Source organism: Loigolactobacillus iwatensis, from assembly GCF_003950295.1.
Lineage (GTDB): Bacteria > Bacillota > Bacilli > Lactobacillales > Lactobacillaceae > Loigolactobacillus > Loigolactobacillus iwatensis.
In genome coordinates this window covers 1-12,003 of record NZ_RHNP01000015.1, presented here as the reverse complement: position 1 = coordinate 12,003, position 12,003 = coordinate 1, and the positions used below count along the sequence as shown (strand labels likewise).

At 40.4% G+C, this 12,003-nt stretch carries 11 protein-coding genes, 12 tRNA genes and 1 rRNA gene; 3 read left to right on the top strand and 21 right to left on the bottom strand.

The window, feature by feature from the left end; all coding sequences use genetic code 11:
* Positions 1–92 precede the first annotated feature (92 nt).
* The 4 genes from mgtE to EKM98_RS05195 all read right to left on the bottom strand — a co-directional run bounded on the left by mgtE (position 93) and on the right by EKM98_RS05195 (position 3,935).
* A complete protein-coding gene (gene mgtE, locus EKM98_RS05210; RefSeq protein ID WP_125981031.1) occupies positions 93–1,466 on the bottom strand; it encodes a magnesium transporter in 1,374 nt (457 codons plus the stop codon).
* A 62-nt stretch (positions 1,467–1,528) separates the two neighbouring features.
* On the bottom strand, positions 1,529–2,431 hold the full coding sequence (locus EKM98_RS05205; protein WP_125981029.1) for an RluA family pseudouridine synthase: 903 nt from the start codon (positions 2,429–2,431) through the stop codon (positions 1,529–1,531).
* On the bottom strand, positions 2,428–3,237 hold the full coding sequence (locus tag EKM98_RS05200) for an NAD kinase (protein WP_125981027.1): 810 nt from the start codon (positions 3,235–3,237) through the stop codon (positions 2,428–2,430). Before EKM98_RS05200 ends, EKM98_RS05205 begins: the two co-directional genes overlap by 4 nt.
* Positions 3,238–3,245: 8 nt before the next feature.
* Entirely contained in the window at positions 3,246–3,935 is a 690-nt protein-coding gene (locus tag EKM98_RS05195) for a GTP pyrophosphokinase (protein WP_125981025.1), read from the bottom strand.
* Between the two features lie 143 nt (positions 3,936–4,078).
* On the opposite strand from EKM98_RS05195, the gene EKM98_RS05190 reads away from it, so the two are divergent.
* Both EKM98_RS05190 and EKM98_RS05185 read left to right on the top strand, forming a co-directional pair.
* Positions 4,079–4,654: a CYTH domain-containing protein gene (locus tag EKM98_RS05190; protein ID WP_125981023.1), complete on the top strand. Its 576-nt coding sequence runs from the start codon at positions 4,079–4,081 to the stop codon at positions 4,652–4,654.
* A 153-nt stretch (positions 4,655–4,807) separates the two neighbouring features.
* A complete protein-coding gene (locus EKM98_RS05185; protein ID WP_125981021.1) occupies positions 4,808–5,440 on the top strand; it encodes a DsbA family protein in 633 nt (210 codons plus the stop codon).
* A 554-nt stretch (positions 5,441–5,994) separates the two neighbouring features.
* On the opposite strand, the gene EKM98_RS05180 is transcribed toward EKM98_RS05185, so the two are convergent.
* The 4 genes from EKM98_RS05180 to EKM98_RS05165 all read right to left on the bottom strand — a co-directional run bounded on the left by EKM98_RS05180 (position 5,995) and on the right by EKM98_RS05165 (position 9,778).
* The gene (locus tag EKM98_RS05180; protein ID WP_125981019.1) at positions 5,995–7,101 is read right to left on the bottom strand and encodes a competence protein CoiA; all 1,107 of its coding nucleotides are present in this window, start codon (positions 7,099–7,101) and stop codon (positions 5,995–5,997) included.
* 164 nt (positions 7,102–7,265) lie between these two features.
* Entirely contained in the window at positions 7,266–7,958 is a 693-nt protein-coding gene (locus tag EKM98_RS05175; RefSeq protein ID WP_125981017.1) for an adaptor protein MecA, read from the bottom strand.
* 503 nt (positions 7,959–8,461) lie between these two features.
* On the bottom strand, positions 8,462–8,860 hold the full coding sequence (gene spx / locus EKM98_RS05170; protein WP_125981015.1) for a transcriptional regulator Spx: 399 nt from the start codon (positions 8,858–8,860) through the stop codon (positions 8,462–8,464).
* A 177-nt stretch (positions 8,861–9,037) separates the two neighbouring features.
* On the bottom strand, positions 9,038–9,778 hold the full coding sequence (locus EKM98_RS05165; protein ID WP_125981013.1) for an MBL fold metallo-hydrolase: 741 nt from the start codon (positions 9,776–9,778) through the stop codon (positions 9,038–9,040).
* 155 nt (positions 9,779–9,933) lie between these two features.
* Between EKM98_RS05165 and EKM98_RS05160 the strand changes: the two genes are divergently transcribed.
* Positions 9,934–10,440 (top strand): monooxygenase, encoded by a 507-nt coding sequence (locus EKM98_RS05160; protein WP_125981011.1) that lies wholly within the window; start codon positions 9,934–9,936, stop codon positions 10,438–10,440.
* 419 nt (positions 10,441–10,859) lie between these two features.
* Here the strand turns inward: EKM98_RS05160 and EKM98_RS05155 are convergent.
* The 13 genes from EKM98_RS05155 to rrf all read right to left on the bottom strand — a co-directional run.
* A tRNA-Leu gene (locus EKM98_RS05155) sits at positions 10,860–10,943 on the bottom strand.
* Between the two features lie 39 nt (positions 10,944–10,982).
* Positions 10,983–11,053: transfer RNA gene (locus EKM98_RS05150), tRNA-Cys, on the bottom strand.
* 31 nt (positions 11,054–11,084) lie between these two features.
* A tRNA-Gln gene (locus EKM98_RS05145) sits at positions 11,085–11,156 on the bottom strand.
* A 10-nt stretch (positions 11,157–11,166) separates the two neighbouring features.
* Positions 11,167–11,239, bottom strand: a tRNA-His gene (locus EKM98_RS05140).
* 5 nt (positions 11,240–11,244) lie between these two features.
* Positions 11,245–11,318: transfer RNA gene (locus EKM98_RS05135), tRNA-Trp, on the bottom strand.
* A gap of 11 nt (positions 11,319–11,329) precedes the next feature.
* A tRNA-Tyr gene (locus EKM98_RS05130) sits at positions 11,330–11,410 on the bottom strand.
* Between the two features lie 5 nt (positions 11,411–11,415).
* A tRNA-Phe gene (locus EKM98_RS05125) sits at positions 11,416–11,488 on the bottom strand.
* An 11-nt stretch (positions 11,489–11,499) separates the two neighbouring features.
* Positions 11,500–11,573: transfer RNA gene (locus EKM98_RS05120), tRNA-Asp, on the bottom strand.
* Positions 11,574–11,579: 6 nt separating this feature from the next.
* A tRNA-Val gene (locus EKM98_RS05115) sits at positions 11,580–11,652 on the bottom strand.
* A 6-nt stretch (positions 11,653–11,658) separates the two neighbouring features.
* Positions 11,659–11,730, bottom strand: a tRNA-Glu gene (locus EKM98_RS05110).
* A 12-nt stretch (positions 11,731–11,742) separates the two neighbouring features.
* A tRNA-Ser gene (locus tag EKM98_RS05105) sits at positions 11,743–11,833 on the bottom strand.
* 9 nt (positions 11,834–11,842) lie between these two features.
* Positions 11,843–11,915: transfer RNA gene (locus EKM98_RS05100), tRNA-Asn, on the bottom strand.
* An 11-nt stretch (positions 11,916–11,926) separates the two neighbouring features.
* Positions 11,927–12,003: ribosomal RNA gene (gene rrf / locus EKM98_RS12310) — 5S ribosomal RNA — on the bottom strand; the annotation flags it as partial.

The window sequence follows — 12,003 nt, the reverse complement described above, 5'->3', positions numbered from 1 at the left end:
AAAGAGTCTGAACAAGAATAATTCGTGTCCCAATCAATTTATTGGGGCGGTACTGTATTATTCGTTTGTTCAGACTTTTTTTGTTCTGTTGCTTATTTATTTATAAAAAATGGCATGAAGTATTGCGCAATACTAAAATAAATCAGCACACTAGTTAAATCACTAAGCGTCGAAATAAAGGGCCCACTAGCGACTGCCGGATCAAAGCCTAAACGCTCCATTAAACTGGGAATGAAACTTCCCGCCAAATTAGCGACAATAATTGCGCAACACATTGCTAGCCCAATAACAAATCCCAAAACAAAGGTATGTTTCCAAAGACCAACCACCACTGTAATCGTCAATCCGGTGACAACCCCAATCATCAATCCGGTTATTAATTCCACCACTAAAGTACGCAGTAATGAGGTTTGCTCATTTTTGAAGGCCAGCCGGCGAACGGCCACGGCTAAACTTTGTGTCCCAGCGTTCCCGGCCGTACCAGTAATCAATGAAATAAAGACCGCCAGTACGCTGGCCTCACTGACTAAGTTTTCATAATGACTAATTAAACTTGCAGTGGACATCCCCAAAAATAGCAGTGTAATGAGCCAAGGCAAGCGTTTAAGCGCCGATTTAAGTGGGCTTTCCAGCTTAGCTTCAACATCAACCCCGGCTAAACCAGAATAATCAGCCGCAGCTTCATCATCAATAACGTCAATGACATCATCAACCGTAATAATGCCTAACAAGTGGTTACCAGGATCAGTAACTGGAATGGCCAAAAAATTATAATCACGAATTGTCTGAGCCACATCCTCTTGATCATCAGTCACCTGCACCGAAATAACCCGTTCATTCATGACGTCACTAATCATTGCTTCTTGATCATTCACAATCAGATCACGTAAAGAAATAATACCCGCCAAACGGTGATTGTTATCCAAAACATAAACATAGTAGATTAACTCAGCCTCATTAGCCTCGGCGCGTAAAGCGGCCATCGCTGAAGCAACCGTTTGATTGGCCACAATAGTGATGTACTCCGTTGTCATAATGGCGCCGGCAGTTTCATCACCATAATGAAGAAGTGTTCGCATCTCTGCTGCGGTTTTATGTGGCATACGCGTTAACAAACGCTGGACAGTTGCCTTATCTAAATGTTCTAAAATATCGACGGCATTATCGGTATACATTTCCGTTAACATTTCCGCCGCATAACTGGGTTCCATTTCACTCAAAAAATCCGGTATTTGCACTTGATCGTCATCAATATCATCAAATAGATCACCGACTTCTTTGGTCGTTAAGGTATTGTAAAGTGCCAATCGCTCCGTATGGTCCAAACTCAAGAAAAATTGGGCTTGTTCCCAATTATGCAATTCAAGAAAGGCACTGCGAAATGCTTTGGCGTCACCAGTTGCTAGAAATTCTTTTAATTCGTTAGTCTGTTTTTGCCAAATTTCTGTTTCTTGGGCAACTGGCATTGATTTCCCTCCTCCAAAGTTTTTGATTGTAACCTAATTGCCAATTTTAAATAACCAGTTTTTTAATTTGATTGCTTCGCTAAGAATTTTTCTAGGGCCATTAAATCACTTGGCATTGTGCTTGTTAATTTAATTTCTCGTTTTAAAAAGGGATGATAAAAACGAAGTTGCTGACAATGTAGTGCCGGCCGCTCCAACGCGCCTATTTTGGGTCCACCATACAAATGATCCCCTAATAAAGGGTGCCCAATTGCAGTAAAATGTACGCGAATCTGGTGGGTTCGCCCAGTGTGCAACTGAACTTTAACTAACGTTGCATTGCGAAAACGGCGGACACACCAATACTCGGTTTGTGCTTCACGGCCACTAGCACCAGTCGTTCGCTTAATAAATGAGCCTGCTTGCCGTTGAATTGGAAAAGTAATCATTTGGTGATCATGAACCAACTGCCCAGCAACAAATGCCAAGTAAGTTTTATGCAACTGGTGGTGTTGTAGTTCTTGATCTAATACGGCATGTGCGTACGAATGCTTGGCAAACAACATCAGCCCAGAGGTCCCTCGATCTAACCGCGTCACAATATGAATAACTTGATTGGAATAACCTTGCCGCAAATAATACCCCTTCACCCGATTTGCCATCGTATCAAGCGGGTAAAGGTGCGCTGGTAATGAGGCCACTTGCGCTGGTTTATCAACAACTAAAAAATGCGTATCTTCGTAAACAACCGTTATCGGTAAAGCAGAAGGTACAATTCGCTCTAAGGGCTCTTCAGCCGGCAATAAAACCGTCAGCCTGTCTCCTGACTGCAATAGATATAATACCGTTACATCCTGATCATTGACCTTAATGGCACCACCGTGATACTTAATCTTTTTTAGTAAAGTCCGGGAAATTCCCTGGCGGTTTAAAAAATACTTGACCTTTTGCGGATCCTTTCCCGTAAATGTCCAATTAAAGATCATGAACCTTGTTTTTCGCCAATAAAGGCATCCTCGACCCGATTCCAAAAATGCATGTGGCGGTAACGTGCAAAAGCAATGCGTTGATCAGCGATTCGGTAACGAATACGTTCAATTGGCTTTTGTTGTGGCATAAATTGATCAATTGTCATGATATAATCTTGTGCCGTTTGATCAGGCTTAATATCAATCCATTCATCTGGTGCAATGACTACTGGTGATCCCAATGTTCGGAAAACTCGGTTATTCAAAGAAGCAATTTCAGTCAGTTGAATGGCCTCTAGTCGGGGATGCAAGACGGCCCCACCAATCGATTTATTGTAAGCGGTTGAGCCAGTTGGTGTTGAGACACAAAGGCCATCTCCCCGAAAACTTTCGAACAACTCATCCCGAATGTAAACGTCGGTTACCATCGTTGCAGAAACCCGCTTTAAAGTAGATTCATTGAGTGCTAAATAATGCTTTTGGTCACGCTCACCAACGTATTGAACGCCAACATCAAGTAATGGGTAACTAATTTGCTGACCGGTATCGTGCTTCAAACTTTCAACTAAATCATCAATTTCATAATCACGCCAATCAGTGTAGAAACCCAGGTGCCCGGTGTGGACCCCAACGAAGCGGACTTGATTTAACCGCGTTGCAAATTTATGGAAGGCAGATAGTAAAGTACCATCCCCACCTATTGAAATAACGATATCCGGGTTCTTATCGTCAATTTTAAAAGCACAATCAACCAACTTGTTTATTAATTTAGTCGCCACCTGTTGTGACTTCTTTCCCGAATTACAAAAGACACTTACCCGCATGTGCACCCCTACTTTCGCTTATCCTCATGATCATTATCCGTGACCTGATTACCAGTCACTTGATCGTCACTTGTTTGTTGTCCTTTGCCGTACGAAAATAATTGTTGCGCCTCTTGTATTTCCTCGCGAATCGCCGACATTTCTTGGTCCAGCATAAATGCAGCCTCTGCAGCCCGCTTTAATCGTTCGTTAATTTCTTCCGGAAATGCTCCCTGATACTTGTAATTCAGCGAGTGTTCAATGGTTGCCCAAAAATTCATTGACAACGTCCGAATTTGAATTTCGGCCAAAATGTGCTTTTCTCCGTGAACCATTTGAACAGGGTAAGAAATAACAATGTGGTACGACCGGTAACCGCTTGGCTTAACGTTGGTAATGTAATCACGCTCTTCAACCACTTCAAGATCAGCCCGCTGGTGAATTAGATCGACCACCTGGTAAATATCTTCCACAAATTGGCACATAATACGCAGACCAGCAATATCTTGCATATCTTGCTCTAGAAGGTCATCCGTTACTTGTCGCCGTTGCATTTTTTCAATAATACTATCTACTGGCTTAACCCGGCCAGTCACAAACTCAATTGGTGTATGCGAATTTTCCTGTTGAAATTGTTTACGCATCCCCCGTAATTTAATTTTTAATTCATCAACTGCTTGCCTATAAGGCATTAAAAATAGATCCCAATCTTTTGGCATGGTGTTTCCCTCATTTATTGACTATCATTTTAATTAATTTTACTACCAATATATTTTAGCATAAATCGCGCCAGCAAGGTAATTCAATCAGTTGTTTAACAACTGTGGCTCGTGGTAAACTATTGCCAATGGAGGGACTAGTTTTGAGTCAAACAAAAGAAATTGAATTTAAAAATTTACTAACCCAGGCGGAAGCTAAGCGCCTACTTGCGGCATACCCATCATTCACGCACTCATTCAAACAGACCAACGTTTATTATGACACTAAGGAAAAACAGTTAAAGAAACAATCCTTGGGACTTCGAATTCGCCTTTTTGCCACCTCAGCCGAACAAACTTTGAAAGTGCCACTCACTAAATCACAACACAGTTTAACCGAAATAACGGACACACTTACCTTGGCACAGGCAAAAAAATTTTGGTTGGCCGAAACAGTCTTAGTTCCAAGTCAGGTTGCGACCAAGTTAAATGCCTTACAGATCAATCCTAAAGAATTAAGTGTGATCGGCCACGCTACAACTATCCGTCGTCAAAGCCAATTAGCCGCTGGTCTACTTGTTTTAGACCAAACGATTTACCCGGATACTACAAGTGACTATGAGTTGGAGCTTGAGGTCACACAGTCTAATACTAGTGCGTTCCGAGACATTCTAGTAAAACAAAATATTCAAAAGCGGCCGGTGCAAAACAAAATTGTCCGCACATTACAGCACCAATAATTATCTCTTAATACCCAACGTTTACATGTAAAGTTCACTGTCTGAGCATTTTGATTGAAAATTCGCCATGATTTGTTACTATGAATATTAGAAATGACGTTGACTAATTTATTTTTAATTGAAATTTTTTGTTAGATTATGGGGGACACAATCGTGTTAGAAGTCTATTTATTTGTTAATCCAATCGGCGAACATTGCTTGGCGGCTGAAAATTCCGTGTTGGAACTTGTTAGTGCACGCTCCGAAAAAATTCATTACCAATTTTTACCGCTAGTTAATTTAAATACGATCAAAGATATCATGCTACATCAAAATCTTGATAGCCATAATCTTCAACTGCGAAATCAAGTTTTTCAAACCATTTACCAAGCCTCATTAGATTATAAGGCGGCGCTATTTCAGGGAAAGCGCCGGGGCCAGAATTTCCTAATTGGTCTGCAATCAGCCCTCAATTTTGATCACTATAGCTATTCTACTGACTTGATCAAACAATTGGCTGAGACCAATAAGCTTGACGTTGACATGTTTCTAGAAGATCGCCAATCTGCTTTAGCTAAGGAAAGTTTTGAATCCGATCAACACGTCGCTTGCGAAATGAACATTCAAACGCACCCGTCAACAGTAATCTTCAACTACGACAATCCGGAACAAGATTATGGAATTCTAATTGAGGACTGCCAATCATTTGATTTACTAAATCAAGTTTGTGATGGTAATCTTGCGGGAGTAACTGCCTTAGGTCGGCCAAATCTCACTGATAAATCACACAAGCTGCATACACTTTAATCCATCTAGGGCGTGTTTGAAAGGGCGGTTAAATTTTTAAGGCTTACTACGGACTAAAATGGACCGAAGTCCGAATTACAGCCAAGTACGCTCATAATCTTGCTGTTCCCTGCGTTGTCCATTCAACTACTACTTCTCGCAATTACAGTTAGTTATTTGCAAATGACACAAATAACTTTTGATGCTACGAATGTTGTTTATTCTTGTGGCAAAAGCCATGGAACACAGTTACAAATACAAAGTCCATATTAAGTTCGTCCCGGTCACCGCAAAGAACTGCTTTTTCAAGCACGTTTACACCAAATAAATCAGAAAAATACTAATAAAGGTGTTTCCAACCATTCGCTAATTAACCTAGTACTGGTATCTGAGTCAAACTTGGATATTAGTGCTAGGTTTTTATGTACTATAAAATAGGCTTATTCAGGTAATATTATAATAAAAAACTAGTATTTCGCGTAAATCGTTAAAGAACTCAAACTAATTTGTAATAACGATTGTGAGGACCTATCAATTTTACCGCCAGAATATATGACAAATACAGATTGGCAGGGCTATTCTAGTCTTTTTAACATTTTTAACTTGGAAAAATAATCAGGATACCAAATTGGTAAGCAGCAAATTTGCCACCCGAAAATTGTTCTTTTTAAGAAACCAAATTGACTAAATTCAGCTAAAAGTAGTCGAACAACTTGTTGCTGCCAATAATTTCTTTGCGTTTTGGTTAATAATGGTAGCTCAAAAAAACACGGTTTGTGCTGCCGGCAAAATGAAGTAACCTGCACATCAGTTAATTCAACTTTCTTCTCGCAGAACAGGAGTAACCGGACCCGTAAATTAAAGGCCGACTCCCGGTGAACTGGCGGTGTCGGCCAAGTTGAATGACACGCCCAAGGAGCCCCTGCTAGATGGTGCCCCGCAAGATAACAAGTCGCCTGTAACCCTTGCACGTTTGGTGCCCCCCGATATAGTTGCTTATAAATAGTTTGGGCCTCAATCACAACGGCATTAGCTGGCGGCCGGTGATTCGTTACTACAAACGAATTGTCCAAAAAACGCTGACGTTGATAGCTCACTTTAATTGGTACACCATACTGCCGGACGTGATGGACTAACCAAAGCCTTTTTTGAACGGCCTCCAATAAAAATAAGTGGAAACCGGCTTGCTTAGAATAACGCAAAAATGCCCGTTTCTTTGCTGACCAGTGACGTAAATCGTGGTACCGCCTACCAAGTAACCAATAAACTTGGTACCCATTTTGGCGGTACATTTCTGTCCGTTTGTATAATTGCTTAATGGAAATTGGACTACACTGAAATTCCAAGGCTATTTTAACCTGAGGCAAGGTGACCAAAATATCAGGCCGTTGTTGTAACTTGGGTAAAAAGGCCTCTAGTGCACAGGTCCACCCTTGCCTTTGACAATAGCCAAATAAAAAAAGCTTGCCAGCCAAGTGCTCACTGGTTTCCCCCTCATTACCACTAGTACACTTATTTTGGTGAGCAAAATGAGCAATTTTAGACGCTCCCACGCGCAATGTTACTTTAGCAGCACAACTCGGACAGTAAAATTGATGCTGCCGTCTAATCTCTTGTAACTCGGCACTAGTGTATTGATTAGCGTAACAGAGTGTACCGTCCTCGAATTTTGCAATTAACATATTCTCATCCCTTTATGAATAAACTCCGTAAAGTGGATAAAAAAATAGGCGTTGTGCCAAAAAATAAATTTTGTCACAATACCTATTTATAATTTTAACTATTCCAATGAAAGCAAAGACCAATACTCAAACTTGCCTTAGTCACACTCTCCAAAATTGTTAGACTATTTAAAGTAATACCGAGTTAACTCTAAAGCACTCTTTTCCATAATACGCTTACCATATTCGGAAAGGACATCTGGCGTAACAGTCGTTTTATCCGCATATTCCATTGCAATAGCAATTTCATCCTTAACTGAAGATTCAGACGTCTCATCGACGAAGAAAATTAAGTGTAGGTAGAAGGAATCCTTGTAACGATATAAATTAGAAATTGCACCATCCAAGTGTAGAATCTTAGCCAATTGAACCATATCTTCAAAATCATGTAATTTTAAAACAATTTCTTTAGTCGGTGTATCAGGATCATTCAGGTAAGTACCATACTCATCATCTGAATCAGCCGCCGAACTCTCCTGCTGCCCATTATCATCTCGCGCCAATAGTTGTTTTTTTAATATATCCGAAACAGCCTCATGGTCAGTATCACTAAGATCATTAATTGGCGTGCCGTTAGCCGGCGCGTTTTTACTGATGAATAATTCCAAACCATTCTTATTCGGCAAAACCTGAAAGGTCACAGCGTCATTTGATTGGAATTGATGATCGGTGTCAACTTCCTCAAGAATTGAGTAAAAGAAATTTTCAATCTGTTTATGATTACCTAATAAATCAAGTACGGTAATGCCCCGCTCAGTCAGATCCTCATTTTTTAGCAAGACTCGAATCGTATTTTCGTTAATTCGTTCCATTTCCATGATTGTTGCACCCCGCTTCCCAAATTCAGGTAAAACTATACAAATATATTGTACCTGAAAATACTAGTTTGTAAAGTAACACAACTGATTCATTCGGGTATTTATAGTAACTGATTACGTCAAGAAACATAAGTAATAAAGCGCTTTTAATGAAATTTAACCAGATCATCGTTGAAACAGATATTGGTTAATTAAATTGATCGTCAGTAAACAAAGAGAGAAGCACGGTTATTAACCTCACTTCTCTTTCATTAAGTTAAATAATTCTAGGGGATGTCCGGAATAGCGCCTAGGGCCCGAGCATTACTAACGTTGTCATTCAACTACGGCACAATTCGGCAAGTTGAAACATGGCAAGCACAGGAAGCCACTTTTTCAAGTGCGTTTACACTAAATTAGCTTAATGAATACTAATAAATGTACTAAACACTCCCTAGATTAATCGCTACTAAAAACGTATTATCAATTTCAACCTAGATAAATTAAATTTAAAAATTATTTTTTTATAATCCTGCTAATATTTGAGCCTTTTTTAATTCTATTGCGCGGACTTCACGCGGTAAGAAACGTCGAATTTCATCTTCATTGTAACCAACCTGTAAACGCCGATCATCCATGATTATTGGCCGGCGCAACAGACCTGGATATTTAGCAATTAGTGCAATTAATTGGCTTAACGACAATGTCATCAAATCTAATTGTAATTCTTGAAAGGCCTTAGATCGCGTTGAAATAATCTCTTCTGTTCCCCGCTCAGTCATGCGCAAAATTTCCTTTATTTCGGCAACTTCAAGTGGTTTAGCGAAAATATTGCGTTCAGTAAATGGAATATCATGTACCGCAAGCCATGTACGAGCCTTACGACAGGAAGTACAGCTTGGGGATGTATAAAGTGTTACCATTCTATTCGCCCCTTCGTCAAAGTTCAATTTAGCCTTAATAGCTATTAATTGGTTGTCTTCAAGGAATAGTATAAGCGATTTCATAGTAAAAATCTATATCATATAAGATAAATATTTATTATTAATATTGACATGATAGTCCAAAAACGCAACTAAAGAATATTACTTGATTTAAAACTATAATTTAATTTGAAGTCCTTGTTCGGCTCGAACAACTTGGCAATCATTGCCGGCCGCTGCCTGGGTTTCGGTCAATAACTGTTGTAAGTCAGTATCCTGGGGCAGATGACTGATTAATAAGTGCTCAACACCGGCCGTCTTAGCCACTAAACCAGATTGGGCCGACGTCATGTGTGCAATTTTTCCAGTTTTTGCTTGTAAGAAATTAGTATCCGTAATTAGCCAGTCAGCACCCTTAGCAAATTCAACAAGTTCAGGAAAATAAGCCGTATCTGCCGTATAGACTAGCGTTGCGCCAGTTTTGACTTCAACAATCCTTATGGCATAAGCTGGCACTGGATGAACAGTTGGTAAAAAAGTCAATGAGAATGGCCCTAATTTTGTTGCTTGTCCTGCTGTATAGCCTTCACCTTGTGTAACGCCAGGTAAAGTTAACGCCGCAAAATGCAATGGGTCGGCCGTGTGTCCGTAAATTGGCAACTCAGCTTCACGCTTTTTACCCTGATGTAACTGCCAATAATACTGCAATACTCCAACGTCAGCAATGTGATCATGGTGATAATGACTCAGAACTACCGCGTTTAGCTGCAGTGGGTCCAAATGCTTTTGGAGACTTAAAAGGGCTCCGCTACCGCAATCAAGTAATAAATTATAGTCAGTTGTTTGTAGCAAATAAGCACTGGTTCCCACCCCTTTATAAGGATAGCCACCGTAAAATCCAAGTACAGTCAATTTCATAATAAAGCCTCCATTTAATAAATTTACTTTACCTCTATCTTACAACGTTCTAGTGGCAAGACAAAATACAAAGTGCTTGTATTTACTACACTAATTAAAAGAAATCACGTTATAATGTAAGTGGAGTAATTATTTATACTCAAGGAGGAATTATTATGCTAAAAAAAATTCAGGCAACATTTGGTTCACAGGATATCTTAACTGACTATTTCGATCGTGAACCTCAACGAAACTTATTACTATTACGACCTGCAGAATCCACTAATGATTTTCAATTACTTGACGTTTCGGGTCAAGAAAATTTTTTTAATAGTCCAATTTCTTATTCTGTTCGCCAACATTTAGGCAAACAAGAATTTAGTGGCTTCTTTAATTTCATGTATTTCACGTTTCCTTCTGAAGATGCCGTCAAAGTATTTCAATCACAATTTGATCGGGTTGGTAACCAAGCGGCCGGCTTTATCGGTCTTAATAGCTTATTTTTACTACGATTAGACGCACCGCAAATTCAATTTGTTATTCTATCAATTTGGCAACGTGAAGCCGACTACTTTAATTGGCGCAATTCACAGGATTTTTCCCCATTACTACCTTATTTGCAGGCCGGCCCAAATATTCAACAATTTCACCAAACAACCTATACACTTGAACAAACAAATTAATCTAAAATAAGAATCCTAGAGATATGCTCCCTTCTAGGTAGACAGACAAATAATTTCGGTCTGTTTATTTAGAAAGGAGCTTTTGTATGGACCCCAAAGGTAGCCATTTAAATAATTATGTATTTTCACCTTAATACTTGGTACCAAATAAATAGTGATCTAATTCATTTTTAGATGAATTAGATCACTATTTAGATAAGAAACCAAACGGTTATCTAATTATAATTAACCAATTATTTGATTACAATATCACTTGTTATATCATCGTTAATCGATGACCAGACCACTATCTAGCCAATTTCCCAAGATCAAATTCACTTAAAGGCCTAGTGTAATTTGACAGAATTAAAGTGAAACAGATCAAATTTTTGAAATAAAAAAAGACCAATATTTTTTCAAAAATATCGATCCATTAACTATACCGGTGATCGGGGTCGAACCGATACTCCCGTGAAGGAACTGGATTTTGAATCCAGCGCGTCTGCCAATTCCGCCACACCGGCATATTAAGCCATTTTGTAGATTACCACTTAAAAGATAAAAGGCGGTAACCGGATTTGAACCGGTGATAGAGGTTTTGCAGACCTTTGCCTTACCACTTGGCTATACCGCCATCTTTAAGGAACAAATCCCATAAAAGCTAACTGGGATAGCTGGATTCGAACCAGCGCATGACAGAGTCAAAGTCTGTTGCCTTACCACTTGGCTATATCCCAATAAAACAAGGGCGGTAGGTGGGAATCGAACCCACGCGTGCCGGAGCCACAATCCGGTGCGTTAACCACTTCGCCACTACCGCCATAATGGCAGGGATAGTAGGAGTTGAACCCACATCAACGGTTTTGGAGACCGCTATTCTACCATTGAACTATATCCCTATTATAAAAAATGGAGGAGAGTGGATTCGAACCACCGAACCCGAAGGAGCGGATTTACAGTCCGCCGCGTTTAGCCACTTCGCTACTCCTCCATAAATGGCGCGGGACAGAATCGAACTGCCGACACATGGAGCTTCAATCCATTGCTCTACCGACTGAGCTACCGAGCCATTATGATAAACGGTCCCAACGGGACTCGAACCCGTGATCTCCTGCGTGACAGGCAGGCGTCATAACCAACTAGACCATGGAACCGTGGAATGGAGATTACAGGGTTCGAACCTGTGACCCCCTGCTTGTAAGGCAGGTGCTCTCCCAGCTGAGCTAAACCTCCATTAAGTGACCCGTACGGGATTTGAACCCATGTTACCGCCGTGAAAGGGCGGTGTCTTAACCACTTGACCAACGGGCCGAGATCTCGTGACGGAGAGTAAGGGATTCGAACCCTTGATACAGGTTTGCGCCCGCATACATGATTTCCAATCATGCTCCTTCAGCCACTCGGACAACTCTCCACAGAAAAACTCCGGCTGTCGGGCTCGAACCAACGACAACCTGATTAACAGTCAGGTGCTCTACCAACTGAGCTAAGCCGGAATAAGCAAATAGCATGGCAACGTCCTACCCTCGCAGGGGGTGCTCCCCCAACTACTCTCGGCGCTAAGAAGCTTAACTTCTGTGTTCG